Source organism: Caulobacter sp. BE254, assembly GCF_031457295.1.
Taxonomy (GTDB): domain Bacteria; phylum Pseudomonadota; class Alphaproteobacteria; order Caulobacterales; family Caulobacteraceae; genus Caulobacter.
Window position 1 is genome coordinate 218,425 of sequence record NZ_JAVDWJ010000008.1, and the last position, 18,058, is coordinate 236,482.

Annotated in this window: 14 protein-coding genes; 8 read left to right on the plus strand and 6 right to left on the minus strand. The window is 65.1% G+C overall.

Annotated elements, in window-relative coordinates; genetic code table 11:
- Positions 1 to 54 precede the first annotated feature (54 nt).
- Both J2X41_RS16200 and tkt read right to left on the minus strand, forming a co-directional pair.
- A complete protein-coding gene (locus tag J2X41_RS16200; protein ID WP_310083055.1) occupies positions 55 to 1,836 on the minus strand; it encodes a glycosyltransferase in 1,782 nt (593 codons plus the stop codon).
- Positions 1,837 to 1,962: 126 nt separating this feature from the next.
- Positions 1,963 to 3,921, minus strand: coding sequence for a transketolase (gene tkt, locus J2X41_RS16205; RefSeq protein WP_310083056.1), 1,959 nt, complete (start codon positions 3,919 to 3,921; stop codon positions 1,963 to 1,965).
- Between the two features lie 198 nt (positions 3,922 to 4,119).
- Here tkt and J2X41_RS16210 point away from each other — a divergent pair, with 198 nt between their 5' ends.
- Complete coding sequence (locus J2X41_RS16210; RefSeq protein WP_310083058.1) at positions 4,120 to 6,168, plus strand: NAD(+) synthase; 2,049 nt, start codon at positions 4,120 to 4,122, stop codon at positions 6,166 to 6,168.
- Between the two features lie 2 nt (positions 6,169 to 6,170).
- Here the strand turns inward: J2X41_RS16210 and J2X41_RS16215 are convergent, their stop codons facing one another.
- The 4 genes from J2X41_RS16215 to J2X41_RS16230 form a co-directional block, all read right to left on the minus strand.
- Positions 6,171 to 7,397, minus strand: coding sequence for a hypothetical protein (locus J2X41_RS16215; protein ID WP_310083059.1), 1,227 nt, complete (start codon positions 7,395 to 7,397; stop codon positions 6,171 to 6,173).
- An 88-nt stretch (positions 7,398 to 7,485) separates the two neighbouring features.
- A complete protein-coding gene (locus tag J2X41_RS16220) occupies positions 7,486 to 8,886 on the minus strand; it encodes an alginate O-acetyltransferase AlgX-related protein (RefSeq protein ID WP_310083060.1) in 1,401 nt (466 codons plus the stop codon).
- A 42-nt stretch (positions 8,887 to 8,928) separates the two neighbouring features.
- The gene (locus J2X41_RS16225) at positions 8,929 to 9,168 is read right to left on the minus strand and encodes an acyl carrier protein (protein ID WP_310083061.1); all 240 of its coding nucleotides are present in this window, start codon (positions 9,166 to 9,168) and stop codon (positions 8,929 to 8,931) included.
- A 14-nt stretch (positions 9,169 to 9,182) separates the two neighbouring features.
- Positions 9,183 to 10,853, minus strand: a complete 1,671-nt coding sequence (locus J2X41_RS16230) for an AMP-binding protein (RefSeq protein ID WP_310083062.1) — start codon at positions 10,851 to 10,853, stop codon at positions 9,183 to 9,185.
- A 334-nt stretch (positions 10,854 to 11,187) separates the two neighbouring features.
- On the opposite strand from J2X41_RS16230, the gene J2X41_RS16235 reads away from it, so the two are divergent.
- The 7 genes from J2X41_RS16235 to J2X41_RS16265 all read left to right on the plus strand — a co-directional run bounded on the left by J2X41_RS16235 (position 11,188) and on the right by J2X41_RS16265 (position 17,882).
- Entirely contained in the window at positions 11,188 to 11,772 is a 585-nt protein-coding gene (locus tag J2X41_RS16235) for an NUDIX hydrolase (protein ID WP_310083063.1), read from the plus strand.
- A gap of 171 nt (positions 11,773 to 11,943) precedes the next feature.
- The gene (rfbF, locus tag J2X41_RS16240) at positions 11,944 to 12,717 is read left to right on the plus strand and encodes a glucose-1-phosphate cytidylyltransferase (RefSeq protein ID WP_310083064.1); all 774 of its coding nucleotides are present in this window, start codon (positions 11,944 to 11,946) and stop codon (positions 12,715 to 12,717) included.
- A gap of 166 nt (positions 12,718 to 12,883) precedes the next feature.
- Complete coding sequence (gene rfbG, locus J2X41_RS16245) at positions 12,884 to 13,939, plus strand: CDP-glucose 4,6-dehydratase (protein ID WP_310083065.1); 1,056 nt, start codon at positions 12,884 to 12,886, stop codon at positions 13,937 to 13,939.
- A 7-nt stretch (positions 13,940 to 13,946) separates the two neighbouring features.
- Positions 13,947 to 14,819 carry an NAD(P)-dependent oxidoreductase gene (locus tag J2X41_RS16250; RefSeq protein WP_310083066.1) on the plus strand — a complete coding sequence of 291 codons (873 nt, stop codon included), beginning with the start codon at positions 13,947 to 13,949 and terminating at the stop codon, positions 14,817 to 14,819.
- Between the two features lie 183 nt (positions 14,820 to 15,002).
- On the plus strand, positions 15,003 to 15,779 hold the full coding sequence (locus J2X41_RS16255; RefSeq protein WP_310083067.1) for an ABC transporter permease: 777 nt from the start codon (positions 15,003 to 15,005) through the stop codon (positions 15,777 to 15,779).
- 9 nt (positions 15,780 to 15,788) lie between these two features.
- A complete protein-coding gene (locus J2X41_RS16260; protein WP_310083069.1) occupies positions 15,789 to 16,535 on the plus strand; it encodes an ATP-binding cassette domain-containing protein in 747 nt (248 codons plus the stop codon).
- Between the two features lie 144 nt (positions 16,536 to 16,679).
- Positions 16,680 to 17,882, plus strand: a complete 1,203-nt coding sequence (locus J2X41_RS16265; RefSeq protein ID WP_310083070.1) for a threonine ammonia-lyase — start codon at positions 16,680 to 16,682, stop codon at positions 17,880 to 17,882.
- The last annotated feature ends 176 nt before the right edge of the window (positions 17,883 to 18,058 follow it).

Genomic DNA, 18,058 nt, shown 5'->3' on the forward strand with positions numbered 1-18,058 from the left:
GCCGGCAGATACACGCGGGCCGAACACCCCGTCAAGGTCCTCGGCCCGAGATCATCAGCGCCGGACCATCCACTTCAAGGCTGGAGATCGAGACGCCAGCGCCAGGCGCAATTTTCGCGTCCGGGCAGCGAAGGTGCGGAGGGCTCGGGTCTCCAGGTCAGTCGGCGCCGCGGCCGCGGCCACGTCGACCTGCCCCGCCAGGGCAGCGGCCCGCGCCACCTCGATCAATCGCTTGTTCTGCTTGGCCGAGAACCCTTGGGCGTGGGTCGAATAGGGCGACGCGCTGTCATGCCAGGAGCAAGCGAAGTGATGGCAGAGCGATGTATTCTCGTTGAAAGCGTTGATCGAGAACAGTTCACCAGGCTTGCCGCCAGGCGCTATCGGCGAGAAGTATTCCTGCGGATAGATTTTCACCCGACCCGCCACGATGGGCTTGTCGATGTGCGGCGTGGTTCCCATGCCGTCGACATGGTGGTCGTTCTCGAAGAAGTACAGCGCCGTCAGCTGCGGGGCCCATAGGTAGAAGGCCTTCTTTCGCCAAGATTTGATCGGCCCCAAGCCCTCGTAGACCGAGCACATGAAATTGGCGATGTCCGAGTTCTTCTTGGCGGCCATCGAATGGGCGGTGTACCAGCCGCCGGTCTTTTCATCGATCCCGATGAAAGCGTCGAAACTGTCGGCTTCCTCGAGCTCGTCGATCAGCTTATCGAACAGGTCACCGTCCACGATCTCGACGTCGGCGTCCAGATAGATGCCGCCATACTCCTTGAGCACCCACCAGCGGAAGAAGTCCGTAAGGAACGCATGATCCTTGGCCGCATGGAGTTCTCTGACGTAGTCGTTGATGTCCATGGGCAGATTGGTGGCGTCCCACTGCTTGATCTCGTATTCCGGCAGCTGCTCGCGCCAGGTCTCCAGATACCCCGCGCAGCTGTCCGGCTGTCCGTCGAAGCCGAAATAGATCCGGTGCAGGATCTTTAGCGCGCCGGGTTTATGAGTCTTTTTCGGCGGCGTTTTGATGGGAAGGCCCAGCGAGATGTCCAGCTCGTGTTCGGCCGTATTCTTTTTTTTCTTCAAGAAGTCAATGTATTCGGCGTACAACATAGGGTTCTCGCGCAACGCGATCCGCGTTTCGTCGTCCCATTGCATATTGAGATTGGCGAACAGGTGGTAGACGCAGGTATTGGAGGTATGGCGGATCTCAGTGCCATCAACTTCGAACTTCGGCGAGAAGTATTCCTGAGGATATATCTTTACTCGCGATTCGACGGTCGGCTTATAGATCTGGGTGAGCATGCCCTTGGTTTCGACCATGCCGCGATCGCGGAAATAGAGGGAAATCAGCTGAGGCCCGATCAGCCCACGCTCCTCGCGCCAGTGCCATAGGGGCCCTGAAAGCGTCTCCTCGTACATGTGCATCATGAACTTGACGAGTTCGGCATCCGGCTTAGCAATGACCGTCTGGGCCGTCGGGTGGCCGTTGTAGAAATCCTCTACACCTAGGGCTGCATCATAGTCTTTCGAAGCATACACGTCCTCAATAAGCGCGTGCAGCTTCCTTCCATCCAAGATTTCGCAGTCGGCGTCCAAGTACATGCCGCCATATTCGCTCAGCGCCTTCCATCGAAAATACTCACTCAGAAAGACGGGTGAGTTATTCTTTCGGGCACGACGAACCCATTCGTTGACTTCCAGATCAACGCTTGACGCGTTCCAATACATGATTTTGTAATCAGGCATCTCACGCTTCCAAGTGTCCAGATAGCGGCCAAAAGGATCTTTATAGGGCGGCATATCATCGAAGTAGACTCTGTGAAGGATCTTAGGGTTTTTCATCGATATCGTTCGCTCTGCCGCTCTGCGATAAAATTGAATTTTGGAGACGCTCTTCCGAAGGCCGATTCTGCATCTTTGCCCGAATCGTTAGACTTTACGCAACCAATCTCGAAAGCCGCAACGCCATTAGGCCATGCTTGCAACGGCGTCGGCCGTGATCCCGAATTCCTGGTAGAGGCGCTCGTAAGGCGCGCTAGCGCCGAAGCCCGTCATGCCGACGAACTTGCCGCTCTCGCCGATGAAGCGCTCCCAGCCCATGCGGACGGCGGCCTCGACGGCGATGCGGACCGGCGCTGTTCCGATGACCGAGGCCTTGTAGGCGGCGTCCTGCTGGTCGAACAGCTCCCAACAGGGGGTCGAGACCACCCGAGCCGGTTTTCCCTGGCCCTGCAGGATGTCGCGGGCCGCCACGGCGACCGAGACTTCCGTACCCGAGGCGAAGATCGTCACCGCCGCCTCGCCGCCCTCGGCGGCCAGCAGCTCGTAAGCGCCCCTGGCCGACAGGTTCTCGGCGGCGGTGTCACGCACGCCCGGGACCTTCTGGCGCGACAGGCACATCACCGACGGGGTGGCGGCCTGCTGCAGGGCGAGCTTCCAGCACTCGGCGGTCTCGACCGCGTCGGCGGGGCGGAAGACCAGCAGGTTGGGGATGGCGCGCAAGCTGGCCACGTGCTCGACCGGCTGGTGGGTGGGGCCGTCCTCGCCCAGACCGATGGAGTCGTGGGTCATCACGTGGATGACCTTGGCGCCCATCAGGGCCCCCAGACGGATGGCCGGGCGGCTGTAGTCGGCGAAGGCCAGGAAGGTGCCCGAATAGGGAATGACGCCGCCGTGCAGGGCCATGCCGTTCATCGCCGCGGCCATGCCGAACTCGCGCACGCCGTAGTGCACGTAGCGGCCGGCGTAGTCGGGGGCGTCGAACGGCTTCATGCCCTTGACGAAGGTGTTGTTCGAGCCGGTCAGGTCGGCCGAGCCGCCGACCATGTCGATGACCGTCGGGATCAACTGGTCCAGAGCAGCGCCGGAGTGGACACGCGTGGCGTTGCCCGGCTTGGTCCTGGCGGCTTCGGCGATGTGGGCGTCCAGCGCCTTGAAGGCGTCGGCCGGCAGTTGGCCCTTCATGGCGCGGGCGAAATCGTCGGCCAAGGGCGAGGCGGCGACGACGGTTTCCCAGGCCTTGCGGACGCGGGCGCCGCGGCGGCCGACGCTCTTCCAGGCCTTGGCGATGTCCTCGGGCACGGTGAACGGCTGGGCGTCCCAGCCCATGGCCAGGCGCGCATCGCGGATCTGGTCGTCGAACAGGGTGTAGCCGTGGCTGTGGGGATCGCCTTCCTTGGGGCCCGCGCCCTTGGAGATCAGGGTCTTGCAGGCGATCAGGGTCGGGCGGTCCTGGCGGGTGGCCCAGCGCAGGGCGGCGGCGATCTTGCCGTGGTCGTGGCCGTCGACGGCCTTGACCGCCCAGCCGGCGGCCTTGAACCGGGCCAGCTGGTCGCCGGTCTCGGCGATGGTCGCCTCGCCGTCGATGGTGGTGTTGTTGTCGTCGAACAGCACGGTCAGCTTGGAAAGCTTCAGGCGGCCGGCGAGGCTGATCGCCTCGTGGCTGACGCCCTCCATCAGGCAGCCGTCGCCGGCGATCACCCAGGTGCGGTGGTCGACCACGTCCTTGCCGAACCGAGCGGCCAGGTGCGCCTCGGCCATGGCCATGCCGACCGCGGTGGCCAGGCCCTGGCCGAGCGGACCGGTGGTGGTCTCGACGCCCGGGGTGTGGTGCACCTCGGGGTGGCCGGGGGTCAGCGAGCCCCACTGACGGAAGTTCTTGATCTCCTGCATGGTCACGGCCTTGAAGCCGGTCAGGTGCAGCAGGGCATAGAGCAGCATCGAGCCGTGGCCGGCCGACAGCACGAAGCGGTCGCGGTCGGCCCAGTCGGGCTTGGCGGCGTCGAACTTCAGGAACTTGCCCCACAGAACCGTGGCGACGTCGGCCATGCCCATCGGCATGCCCTGGTGGCCCGACTTGGCCTTGTGGACGGCGTCCATGGAAAGGACGCGGATCGCGTCTGCCATCTTGACGGGCGAAACGGGCATGGGAGTTCCGGGTTGTTCTTGTTTGGCGGGACTGCGCGAGCCGCGAGTCGCACGACGATCCCCCGGGGTCAACCCGCGAGCCGGCCGCGCGGGCCTACCGGCGCCGTCGCGTGGGCGCTATGCAACAAGGTCCCCAGGCGTTATAGGTGGAGACGGACTTATGCTCATTTTTAGCATAACCTCGAAAGGCCGGGTCTCTTGAGTTCTCCGTCGTTCTTCTCACCCTATCGTCACGGCTTTGTCCGGGTCGCCACCGCCGTTCCCAAGGTCAAGCTGGCCGATCCCGCCGTCAACGCCCAGAGCGTGCTGGCCCTGGTGCGCCAGGCGCACGACGCCGGCGTCGCGGTGCTGGTGCTGCCCGAGCTGGGCCTGACCGGCTACACGGTCGACGACCTGCTGCAGCAGGACGCTCTGCTTGATGCGGTCGAGGCGGCGATCGCCGTCCTGGCCCAGGAGAGCAAGGCGCTCTCGCCGCTGTTCGTGGTCGGGGCGCCGCTGCGCGACGCCGGCCGGCTCTACAACACCGCGGTCGCAATGCAGGGCGGCCGGGTGCGGGCGGTGGTCCCCAAGAGCTTTCTGCCCAACTACCGGGAATTCTACGAAAGACGCTGGTTCAGTCCCGGCGCGGGCGTGGTCGGCCGCACCTTGGACCTGGCCGGCCAGGCCGTCCCGTTCGGGACCGACGTGCTGCTGCGAAACCTCCCCGGTTCCGGGGGCGAGACCGCCTTCACCGTCGGGATCGAGATCTGCGAGGACGTCTGGACCCCCGCCCCGCCAAGCACCGCCCAGGCCATGGCCGGGGCCGAGATCCTGCTGAACCTGTCGGCCAGCAACATCACCATCGGCAAGTCCGAGACCCGCCGCCTGCTGTGCGCCAGCCAGTCGGCCCGGACGATCTCGGCCTATGTCTATTCGGCGGCCGGGGCGGGTGAAAGCTCGACGGACCTGGCCTGGGACGGCCATGTCGACATCCACGAGATGGGAAACCTGCTGGCCCAGAGCCCGAGGTTCTCGACCGGCCCGGCGATGGCCATGGCCGACGTCGATGTCGCCCGGTTGCGGCAGGAGCGGATGCGGGTCGGCAGCTTCGGCGACTCCACCACCCTGAGCCCGCCGCCGGCGCCGTTCCGGATCGTGCCGCTGGACTTCGCGCCGCCGGCCGGCGACCTGGCCCTGGTCCGGCCGATCGAGCGCTTCCCCTTCACCCCGTCCGACCCGGCCAAGCTGGCCGAGAACTGCTACGAGGCCTACAACATCCAGGTCCAGGGCCTGGCGCGCCGGGTCGAGGCGACCGGTTCGAAGAGCCTGGTGATCGGGATCTCCGGCGGGTTGGACTCGACCCACGCCCTGATCGTCGCAGCCAAGGCCATGGACCAGCTGGGCCGGCCGCGTTCGGACATCCGGGCCTACACCTTGCCGGGCTTCGCGACCTCCGACCGCACCAAGTCCAACGCCTGGGCGCTGATGAAGGCCATCGGCGTCACCGCCGACGAGATCGACATCCGCCCCGCCGCCCGGCAGATGCTGGCGGACCTCGGCCATCCGTTCGCCAACGGCGAGCCGGTCTATGACGTGACGTTCGAGAACGTCCAGGCGGGTCTGCGCACCGACTACCTGTTCCGCCTGGCCAACCACCACAAGGGCATGGTGGTCGGCACCGGCGACCTGTCCGAACTGGCCCTGGGCTGGTGCACCTACGGGGTCGGCGACCAGATGAGCCACTACAACCCCAATTCCGGGGTGCCCAAGACCCTGATCCAGCACCTGATCCGCTTCGTGGCGGCTTCGGGCGACGTGGACGCGGCGACCAGCGACCTGCTGGAGGACATCCTGGCCACCGAGATCTCGCCGGAACTGGTGCCGGGCGAGGAGGTCCAGGCCACCGAGAGCTTCGTGGGACCTTACGCCCTGCAGGACTTCAACCTCTACTACCTGACCCGCTACGGCATGGCGCCGTCGAAGATCGCCTTCCTGGCCTGGACCGCCTGGCATGACGTCGCGGCCGGCGCCTGGCCGGTCGGCATTCATGAGACGGCCAAGCGCGCCTACGACTTGCCCGAGATCAAGCGTTGGCTGGAGCTGTTCCTGAAACGGTTCTTCGCCAACCAGTTCAAGCGCTCGGCCATGCCCAACGGCCCGAAGATCTCGTCGGGCGGAGCCCTGTCGCCGCGCGGCGACTGGCGCATGCCTTCGGACGCGGCGGCCGACACCTGGCTGGCGGAGTTGCGCGCCCTCACGCCGGGCTGAGCCTAGTTGAGGCCGTAGAACATCGACTTGGCGCGGGCCAAACTCCAGCTTGACAGGTCCAGGAAGTGGGCCTCGCCTACGCCCGAGGTCATCGCCTGCATGATGCCCAGGAACACCGAGGGATCCGCAGTGACCGTGTCGACCAGTTCGGAATAGCGGTTGGTCAGGAAAGCCAGCAACGCCAGGATGTCGCGACCGGAGTAGCGGGGCCCGCGCACCAGGTCGGCCACGTGCTCGCCGCACCAGTCGCTCAAGGGCCCCTGGCCCAGCATCGCGACCGGCTTCTCGAACAGCAGCGCCGCCATCGCCGAGTTGGAGTTGACTGTGACCATGCCGTCGGCGGCCGCGATCAGGCCCTCGGTGGCGATCCAGGAGTGGTCCGGTGAAAGCAGGCGCAGCCGCGGACAGCCGCGGGCCAGCGCCTCCTCCAGGTCGCGGCCGAAGCGCAGGGCGAAATGGAAGGTGGGCACTCCAATCCAGCCAGGCGGCAGCTGGTCCGCCCATGAGCACAGCAGGCTCTGGACGTCCGAGGCGTCCAGACCGTCGCGGCAAGGTACGGCGCTGGCGGGCTGGACGGCCATCAGGGCGATCGGGGCGCCGCCGCCGATGGCCTTCAGCTCGGCCTGAGCTGCCACCATCCGCTCTTCCTTGAGCTGGTGGCGGCGGATCCCCGCCACGATCTCCGCCAAGCCGGCGAAGTCGGCGTCCGACAGATGCGCCCGACGGATGTCCTCGCCCCGCGCGCCGATGATCGAATTGACCTGGTGGCCGGTCGGATCAAAGCAGATGCGATCCGGATGGCCCCAACGCAGCAGCGGCGCCTGGCTCAGATTGATGAACGGCAGCCCCTCGAAGGCGGCTTCGGCGATCGAGTTCTGGTAGGTCATCAGGACGATGTCGGGGGCGAACCGCTCGCGAATCTCGGACAAGGCCGCATAAAGCGGATTGTCGCGGGAGCCCGGGCCGTAATGCGACCGCATGTAGTCGTTGAGCCGGTAGCCGAATGGCCGCAGCGGCGCGTAGGCGTCTACGGCGAAGGCCTGGCGCGGGCCCTCCGGTGTGGGCCGCTCGGTCCAGGCCGCGCAGATCTCGAGGTTGGAGACGACGCCTAGGTCCCCGCCCACGCGCCTCGCCGACGACCGGAGCATCTCCGCCCAGTTCAGGGTCGAGGCGAGATGTGCGGGCTCGTTGCGCTGGACGGCGGGCTCTACGAAGAAAAGGGCACGCATTGTAATCTCGATCTTGCCGCAAGTCGGCGGCCGCCTTGGCGCCACGGATCGTCTCGTCGCGGATGCCGAGCGCCAGCCTCGAGGGCCTCTATAGGTTAGGGAACAGGCGAACGCCCTCCCGGTGGATCGCGGCGGCCTTGGCCTGGTCGCCCAACGCCAGACAGACCTCCTTCAGTCGGGTCCAGGTCCGCTCGTGAAGGGGGGCGTAGCGGAGTGAGGCCTCGAGAGCATCGCGTGCTTCGGCGACCTGGCCCATCTGCATCTGCCACTCACCCTTCAGGTACAGGAACAGAGCCTGAGTCGGACGCAGCCGGAGCGCTTCCGTAATCATGTCCACGGCCTCCTGCGGCTTGCCGATGAAATAGGCCGAGTCCGCCTGCAGGTAGTAGATAAAAGAGTCCTGGAGCTTGGCGCTGACCTGCGAGGTCAGGGCGTAACACAGGTCGTGCCGGTCCTTGCGGTGGAGAGCCCAGGCCAGGTTGTACAGCCGGCGGCCGTCGCCTTCGAGGCCGATAGCGATGGCGGCTAGGGCGATGGCCTCATCGGCCTGACCGGCCATGTTGGCGTTGGCCGACTGGACTTGCAGGCGGCCACCGACCTCGTTGGTCGCCAGTTCGAGATATTCCTGGGCGAACGTGCGGGCCGACCAGTCGTTGAACGGGTTTTCGGGTGCGAACAGGGCCCGCTCGGCCACCTCGAGGATGACCAGATCCGGCGCGAAATGGTCGATGGCGTTGTCCATCATGCAGGGCGACGGCGCCACCAGCAGGGTTTCCGCGAAGGTCCGCTCGAAGAACGGGCTCAGGGCGTTGGAGAACGAGTCGCGGAAGATCAGCGCCTTGCCGACGCCGCGCGAGCACACGAAGCGGCGCAGGTTCTTTTCGCGCACGTCGAAGGTGTTGCGGTCGGCTACGACGCCATAGGCCGGAATATCGACCGTCTGGATCGGCCCCTTGCGCTCGGGGCTTACATGGACGCCCAGGTCGCCGTAGCCGGTCTGGGCGCCGTAGTAGACGTCCTGCCAGGCCAGGGTCGCCGGGGCGTAGGCCGGCCCCAGCGCCTGCATGATCTCGCGATACGCGATGTAGGCGCCGAAGTCCGACCAGTGGGAGTCCAGTCGCTGGCAGACGTCCACCGGGCCCTTGGCTTGGCGCAGCGCGTCGGACGGGCACACAACGTTCACGCCCCGCGCCCGCAGCTCGGCGGTGAGGATTTCGCAGGCTGTCGGCCGCTGGACGGTCCGGCCGTCCGGCAGGTGCTCGCTGTAGATGCCGGAGGTTTCAGGCGCGAAGACCACCACAAACGGCAGGCCACGCTCTTTCATCCGCTCGTGACGCGCGACGTAGCTGGCGACCAGCTGCGGCAGCATCTGCGCCGACCAGCGCTTCAGATCCGCAGCCTCGTCGAGATAGGTGTTGGAGCCGAACGCCTCCAGGAAGAGCCAGCCCGATTTTCCAGGTACGACGGAAATGTTGCTGCCGGCAACCATGTTATACAACCCCGGGCGCTAAAAAACTGGATAATGCGGGGATCAACCCAGCGCGGACAAGCGGTCGGCGAGCTCGCCGACGTTCGACGCCTCGGAGGCGATCTCTTCCGAGATCATCACGCCCAGGGCGTTCTGCAACCGGATCATCAGGATCGTGTGCGACAGCGAGTCCCAGCCGCTCACGTCCTCGGCGATGGTGTCGCGCTCGATATCCTTGACGGGGAAGTTGAAGGTTTCCGCGATCACGTTACGGACGGTCTCGAAGGTTTGGTTGGGATCCATCATCCGGCTCCGGCTCAGGAATTGGCGGCCTGTAGGGCGCGATACCGCGCCAGGTTTTCCACACGGCTGAGTTTACCGCTGGTGGTCTTCACAAGCCAACCGGGCTGTACGAACCCGACGTCCTTGGGCGTCAACTCGAGGCGCTCGAAGATCGCCCGCTTGAGCTCACGGCGCAGAGCCTTGTGCTCGGCGGTGTTTTCGCCCTCAAGCGAGGACTCGACTAGCAGTAGCACTTCCTCCGAAGCGCTGACCGGATCGTCGATCCCAATCGCCACGGCGCGGCCGGGGATCACACCCGAAAGGGTCGAGGCGATCTCCTCGATGTCGTGGGCGTAGTAGTTGCGGCCGTGGACGATAATGACGTCCTTGGTCCGGCCGCAGACATAGAGCTCGCCGCCAAGCAGGAAGCCGAGGTCGCCGGTCTTGTACCACTCGCCGGTGAAGGCCTCGGTGGTGCCGATCGGGTTGCGGTAGTAGCCTTCAAACACGAAATCGCCACTGACGACGATCTCGCCCACGGCGGGCGAATTGACGCTGGCGTCGATCTTGCCGTCGGCCAGCAGCACGCCGGCCTTAATGCCCGAGACCAAGGGACCGTTGGAGACCAGCGACTGGGCGCCGGCCGCCGCGGCGGCGACCGACACGACCGCGCCCTCGCCCAGGGCCTTGGCGTCGAAGGCGACGACGCGGTTGGGCTTGCCCAGCGGATGCTGGCTGACGGCGAACACCGTCTCGGCCATGGCGTAGCAGGCCTGCAGCTTCTCGATGCCGGCCCCGCTGGGGCCGAACCGCTCGGCGAAGGCCCGCATCGTTACGGCCTTGGGCGGCTCGGAGCAGCTGATAAAGGCCTGCATGCTGGACAGGTTGAACTCCGCCTCGGGCGGCACGGCCTTGACGATATGACTGAACGCGAAGTTCGGCAGCCAGGTATGTGTGCAGTTGAAGATCTCGATGACCTTCAGCAGCAGGCCGGGGTCCTTGACCCACTCGAAGGCGCTCAGCGACACGACCGACGCACCGACCGACATCGGGATCAGGAACGAGGTCAACAGACCCATGTCATGATAGAGCGGCAGCCAGCTGGCCACGGTCGAGCTCGCGTCCAGCTTGGCGCTGCCGGCGTAGGACTCCACCTGTCGGGCGATCTGGCCGTAGGTCAGCGCCACGCCTTTCTTCAGGCCCGTGGTGCCCGAAGAGTGCTGCAGAAGCGCGATGTCGGTCGGCGCGGGCATCGCGTTCGAGGCGTCGTAGTAGCCGTCGTGGACATAGCTGTTAAGGCTGATCAGATCTGCGCCTTGGGGCGAGATCCCGACCAGAGATTCCATCAGCTCGTCATAGGTGATGATCGCGGCCGGCTGCGTGCGCTCGAACAGCGTCTTATGGCTCGCGAAATAGAGCTCGGGGTCCTGCTTCGGGGTCGGGAACGGCAGGTACGAGGGGGTCAGCCCCTTGAGCATACAGGCGACAAACAAGGCATGCAGCAAGATGTGATGCTGCATGACAATGAAAACCACGCCCTTCTTGTCGCCAAGTTTCTGGTCAAGGAAGTGCGCCAAGGATTTCGCGAGATCATAGAACGTAGAATAGGTAATGACGCGATACTTCCCATCCTGCCAAAAAACGATGAACGGCTTGTTCGGCGTCTCGCTCGCGCTTACGGACAACCGATGTATCAAGGTTTGCATGGATAGCAGACGCTCAATTTGCTTGGATAGCGAACGCTTGGTCAGCGTGCTAACTTGAGGAAGTGACCGCGTTCAATCGAGGACCGAGAACCGCGCGAGCCCAGCCAGTAAGTCGGAGCTTGCCTGGGTATCCCGCGATTTCGAGCGACGTGTCAACCGCGCCAGTCCCTTTTGCATATGGATTTGGGCCAAAGCGGACGGGACATCGGCGCGCTTTTTCGAGGCCCTCCGCGCACGGCTGTTCCAACGCCGCCGATCGCCGGTTGCCATCGAGGATAGAGATTGATAGGCCGCGCCAGCGCGTCGCGCCTGTCTGTTGTTCACGGAAGAGGCGATGAGCCGGATTACCAGTCGAACCCCCCTTTTCAAGGGTTGGAGCAGCATCGACCAGGTCGCCGTCCGACATAACGACGGAACGATCTGGCAGCGGACGCTCGAATACCATGGCGACGCTGCGGCGGCGCTGCCGTTCGATCCGGAACGGCGCACCTGCCTGATGGTGTCCATGCCGCGAATCCCCCTAATCGAGGCTGCCGAGGCCGACCTGCTTGAGGCGCCCGCCGGCATGCTCGACGAGGGCGAGGACGCCGAGACCTGCGCGCGCCGCGAAGCTATGGAGGAGGCAGGCGTCCGGCTGGGCGATCTGGAGTTCGTGACCCGCATCTGGACGATGCCCGGCCTATCCAACGAGCGGGTCAGCATCTTCCTGGCCCCCTACGGCGTCGCCGACAGAGTCAGCGCTGGTGGCGGAGTTCCCCACGAAAACGAACAGATCACTACGGTTGAGCTTGGTCTCAGCACACTTCAGACCATGGTCCAGCAAGGAAGGTTACTCGACGGCAAGACGCTGATCGCGGCGCAAGCATTGATCTTGCGGCGCCCCGATCTGTTTGCGGATCTTCCGTCGGACGATCGATAATATTTGGCCAATACCCTACGAAAATCAGTTGTTTCTGAGTTTTGTCGGATTTGTTTGGCGTGTTGCGATGCATTCGACGCTCGGCTATGAGAGCACACGAAGGACGGCGCGTGGGTGGGTTTACTCGCGCCGCGTCGGGACCGCACTCAAGTTGTAGCGAGACGGGACTTTATGACCAAGGCAGTGATTTTGGCCGGCGGTTTGGGAACGCGCCTGTCAGAGGAAACCGGCTCGCGCCCGAAACCGATGGTGGAAATCGGCGGCATGCCGATCCTGTGGCACATTATGAAGATGTACGACGCTCACGGCATCCGTGATTTCGTCGTTTGCCTGGGCTACAAAGGTTACGTTATCAAGGAATTCTTCCACAATTACTTCCTGCACCGGTCCGACGTGACGATCGATCTGCGATCGAACTCCGTCGAGGTGCACGCCGCCAAGGCCGAGCCCTGGCGCATCACGCTGGTGGAGACCGGCGAGCTCACCCAGACCGGCGGCCGCATCAAGCGCATCCTGCCATACGTGGCCGACGATCCCTATTTCTGCCTGACGTACGGCGACGGCGTCGGCGACGTCGACATTGGCGCGACCCTGGCCAAGCACCAAGCCGGCGACAAGCTGGCCACTATCTGCGCCGCCCAGCCACCCGGCCGGTTCGGCTCACTCACCTTCGACGGCGACGCCGTCACCGGTTTCCAGGAAAAACCCGCTGGCGACGGCGGTTGGATCAACTGCGGCTTCTTCGTGCTGTCGCCGAAGATCGGCGACTATATCGAGGGCGACACCTCGATCTGGGAGCAAGAGCCCCTTGAAGGCCTGGCGCGCGACCGCCAGCTGCAAGCTCACCTGCACGACGGGTTCTGGCAGCCAATGGACACCGTCCGCGACCGGGCCAAGCTCGAGGAACTGTGGGCCTCCGGGCAGGCGCCCTGGAAGAGATGGTGATTTCCGCAATGGCGGCGCAGGCCGCCGTCGCGACTGAACTCGGCTCTGGCGCCGGCGGCTCGATGATCCGGCGGAACGCCCGGGCCTCTCGCTCTAGGACATAGCCGCCGCTGTTCGGCCCGGCATACGTGGATCCCGTCGATCCACACCAAGGAGTTTCCCCTTCGTGTCTATCAAAACCGCATTTCAAGGCAAGCGCGTCCTCGTTACGGGGCACACTGGCTTCAAGGGCGCCTGGCTAGTCCTAATGTTGCGTGAGCTGGGCGCGACGGTCGCCGGCCTGTCGATCTCCGAGCCGGACAACGCGCGTCACGCCTATTATGCGCTGAAGGTTCGCGAGAACCTGATCAATCCCGGCACAGCCGTCGGCGACGTCCGGTCACTCGAGACCTATCGCGGTCTCGTCGACACCATCAAGCCGGACTACATCTTCCACCTCGCCGCCCAAGCCATCGTGTCGGTGTCGTATCGCGATCCGCTCGACACTATCACCAGCAACGTGGTCGGGGTCGCCAACGCCTGCGAGGTCCTGCGCACCAGCGACCAGTCGATCATTTCGGTGATCGTCACCAGCGACAAATGCTACAAGAACAAGGAGCGGATGGAGCCCTACCTCGAGGACGAGGAAATGGGCGGCGACGATCCGTACTCGGCCTCCAAGGGCGCTGCGGAACTGGTCTTTCACTCCTACATGGCCTCCTATTTCACCGGCAAAGACGCCCCGATCGCCTCGGCCCGGGCGGGCAACGTGTTCGGCGGCGGCGACTGGTCGCCCAACCGCCTTGTGCCCGACTGCATGCGCGACCTCCTGGAAGATCGCGCCGTGACCATCCGCATGCCGGAGGCCATTCGTCCCTGGACCTACGTGCTCGACATCCTGACCGGCTACATGCAGCTGGCGGCGGGCCTGGCCGACAGCGCCGCCCAGTATCGCGGCTCGTGGAACATCGCCTCGGGCGAGACCCGCACGGTCCTGGAGATCTGCAACACCTTGGTCGACGCCTTGGGCAAGGGCTCGGTGCACGTCGACGCCAAGGCCGGGATCGGCAAGGAAGCCGGCCTGCTGTTGATCGACGCGCAGAAGGCGATCCAGCACCTGGGCTGGGAGCCCCGCCAGTCGCTCGACGCGGCGCTGCGCGACACCGCCGAATGGTACGATCGCCAGGCCAAGGGCGAGGACATGTACGCCTACTCGGCCGCCTATCTCCGCGAAAAGTACTGAGGCCGTCATGCGCATCCTGATCAGCGGCGGCACTGGGTATGTCGGCCGGCGGCTCGTCGAGAGGCTTCTCGACCAAGGCCACGAAGTCGCCGTCGTCTCCCGCTCGGAGCCCAAGCCGGACGCGCGCTATCGATATGTATGGTACGACGGCACGGCCATGAGCCTCGATGCGGCGCTTGAAGGCTGGAGCGTCGACGCGACAGTCCACCTGGCGGCCGACGTCGGCAAGGGCCACCAGCCCGCCGACCAGGACGGCCTGATGGCCTCCAACGTCACCTTCCCCGTGCACCTCGCCCAGGCCAGCTGCACGGCGGGGGCCAAGCGGTTCGTGAACATCTCGACGTTCTCGACCTTCTCCCGCCCCGACGCATACAGCCCGCAGACCTTCTACGCCGCCACCAAGAAGGCGGCTGAGGACCTGCTGGCCTTCTTCCACCAAGCCAGCCTGCTGTCCGTCTGTACCCTGTGCTTCTACGACGTGTATGGCCCCGGCCAGCCGCACAAGCGCTTCCTGCCCTCGCTGATCGCCAGCATCTCATCGGGATCGCCAATGGTCATGAGCCCAGGCGAGCAGGAAATCTGCTTCCTGCACGTCGAGGACGCTGTGGCGGCGATCGAGACCTGCCTGCACTCCGACGTGGCCTTCGCCGACCCGGTGGCCAACATCTACACGGTCTGCGGCGACGACATCATGCGGCTGAAGGAGGTGCCCGGCGTGGTCGCCGAGGCGCTGGGCAAGCCGACGCCCGTCCTGGAAACGACCCTGCCGTATCGCCCGCGGGAGATCATGAAGGTCCACCCCCCCTATCCCCGTTTTCCGGGCTGGGGCCCAAAGGTCCGGTTCCAGGATGGGCTGCGCCAAATCGTCGGTCAGCTGTGACGCCGGATACTCTCCCGCCAGGGTGTCCGCCCCTGGCTTTTGACGCGGCGCGTCAAGCCGCCGCCATTTTTTCTATCTCTGGCTAACCTGTCCGGTGCGTCGGCCCCGCCATTGCGCCGCCACGCTTCGGTCTGTAAAGCGACTTGCCGCTTAGTTTTACTTTCGGGATGACTGGAATTCTTGATGAACGCCGCGTTCGCCGACATCGCTACCGCCGCCTCTCGATGGCGTATTTGGTTTCTAATGGGCAATCAGGAAATCGCGCTACGATATCGCCGATCGACCCTGGGGCCGTTCTGGATCAGCCTGACGATGCTGATGATGGTGCTGGGTATTGGCATCCTTTACAGCCAGATCTTCAAGGTTCCCTTCAAGGAGTATGTGATCTTCATCTCGGCCGGCCTGCTGGCCTGGAACTACCTCTCAAGCCTCATCATCGAGTCCGCGAGCGTGGTCATTGAGAACGAGGCGCACTTCAAGTCACTGCCCATTCCGGCGCCGATCTTCGCCGCGAAGATGGCCTACCGGAACTTCATCATCTTCCTGCACAACGCCCTCGTGGTGGTCGTCCTGCTGCTCATTCTCCAGAGCCTGAAGGCCACCGCCCTGCTTGCGCTCGTCGGCGTGGCGGTCTATGCGCTCGTGGGCTTTAACCTGGGCCTGATCCTCGGTCCGCTCAGCGCCCGTTTCCGTGACATCCCGCAGCTGATCGCCAGCGTCCTGCAGCTGGCGTTCTTCGTCACCCCGATCGTCTGGGCGCCGAAGCAGCTGTCGCACAACCACCCGGCCATCACCTTCAACCCGCTGTATCATCTAATGCAGCTGGTCCGGGAGCCGCTGCTGGGCCGATTGCCGACCGCCGAAAACTGGGCCGTTTGCGCGGCGATCGTCGTGGTGCTGTCGCTCGCCGCGGTGGCTTCGCAGGCGTTCACCCGCAAGAAAATCTTCATCTGGCTTTAGGACGTACCGATGGCTCATATCGAACTGTCCAACATCGGCTTCAACTACTCCGTCTATCATGCGGCGAGCCGGTCGCTTAAGCTTTCGGCCATGCGCGGTATCAAGGGCGGCGCCAACGGCGTGGTCCAGGTGCGCGCCATCCGAAACCTCAACCTCCGGCTCGATGACGGCGACCGGCTGGGCCTAGTCGGCCGCAACGGCTCGGGCAAGTCGACCCTGTTGCGCGTCCTGGGCGGTCTGGCTCACCCGCAGGTGGGCCGCGTCGCCATCCAGGGCCGGGTCATCCCGCTGATCGAGAAGGGTCTGGGGATCAACGGCGAGCTGTCCGGCGAAGCCAACATCGAGCTGCCGCTGCGCTTCCTGGGCGCGACAGACGCCGAGATCGCGCACGCACGCCAGTGGGTGCCCGAGTTCACCGGCCTCAAGCAGTTCATCCACCTGCCGGTCCGCACCTATTCCGAAGGCATGCGCGCGCGCCTGGCCTTCGCCCTGAGCACGGTCATCGAAGGCGACATCCTCATCCTCGACGAGTGGCTCAGCGCCGGCGACATCAACTTTGTCGACAAGGCCGAAGCCCAGCTGACCAGCCTGCTCAACAAGAGCCGGATCCTGGTCCTGGCCAGCCACTCGCTGGACCTGCTGCGCCACGTCTGCACCAAGGTGCTGTGGATGGAGCAAGGCAAGGCCGTGATGATGGGCGAACCCGCCGAGGTCATCGCCGCCTATATCGAAGGCATGCGCTCCGGCGAAGCCTAGGTGACGCCCCGGTGCGCCGAGTCCTCGGCGCACCGGCCGGCGCGCCCGCCGCGGCGTGCTTGTCGGCCCTCCGGCGACCTCCGCCACGTTGCGAAACCGGTCAATCAGGCCTAGGGGTTTGCCCCCGTTCAAGCTCGGATTGACATGACCCTCGACATCGCCGCCATCCGCGCCGCCGCCGCCCGCCTCGCGGGCCAGATCGAGCGTACGCCCTGCCGCTACTCGCGCACCCTCTCGAAGATCACCGGCGCCGAGGTGTGGGTGAAGTTTGAGAACCTACAATTCACCGCCGCCTACAAGGAGCGCGGCGCGCTGAACAAGCTGATGCTGCTGTCCAATTCCGAGAAGGCCCAGGGCGTCATCGCCGCCAGCGCCGGCAACCACGCCCAGGGCCTGGCCTATCACGGCGCCCGCCTGGGCGTACCGGTGACCATCGTCATGCCCAAGACCACGCCCTTCGTGAAGGTGCAACATACCCGCGACTTCGGGGCGACGGTGGTCATCGAGGGCGAGACCTATGACGACGCCTCCGCCCACGCCCGCAAGCTGCAGGCCGAGCAGGACCTGACCTTCGTCCACCCCTTCGACGACTACGACATCATGGCCGGCCAGGGCACGATCGCTCTGGAGATGCTGGAGGACGCGCCGGACCTTGAGGTGCTGCCGGTGCCGATCGGCGGCGGCGGCCTGATCAGCGGCGTGGCCACGGCGGCCAAGGCGGTCAAGCCCGACATCCACATCATCGGCTGCGAGCCGGCCATGTATCCGTCGTTCACCGCCAAGATGCGCGGCGTGGCGGCCCATTGCGGTGGCCAGACCATCGCCGAAGGCATCGCGGTCAAGCAGGTCGGCGACCTGACCTACGGCGTCGCCCGGCCGTTGATCGACGACGTGCTGCTGCTGGAAGAGCCGCACATCGAGCAGGCCGTGGCGCTTTATTGCAATGTCGAGAAGACCATCGCCGAGGGCGCCGGCGCCGCCTCCCTGGCGGCCCTGCTGGCCTATCCAGAACGGTTCCGCGGCAAGAAGTGCGGCCTGATCCTGTGCGGCGGCAACATCGACACCCGCCTGCTGGCCTCGGTCCTGACCCGCGAGCTGGTCCGCGCCCAGCGCCTGGTGTCCCTGCGCATCGTCGGCGACGACCGCCCGGGCCTGCTGTCGACCGTGGCCAGCGTCATCGGGTCGATGGGCGCCAACATCATCGAGGTCAACCACAACCGCCTGGCCCTGGACGTGCCCGCCAAGGGCGCGGAGTTCGACATCACCATCGAGACCCGCGACGCCCAGCACACCCAGGACGTCATGAACGCCCTGCGCGAGAACGGCTACCCGCCGCGCGCGGTGTAATCGACTTTCAGGAACGCACCGACGCTTGTCATTACGCGCGGGGATCGGACGGGGACAGGCGCATGCGCCTGTCCCCAATCCGGGACCGCTGCATTACGCGGTGATCAGCGGGGTTGGAGGGGGGAAGCGGCCTGTGGTGGCCTCCGAAGGGAGGTTTTGTCGATGTCAGGGCGGAG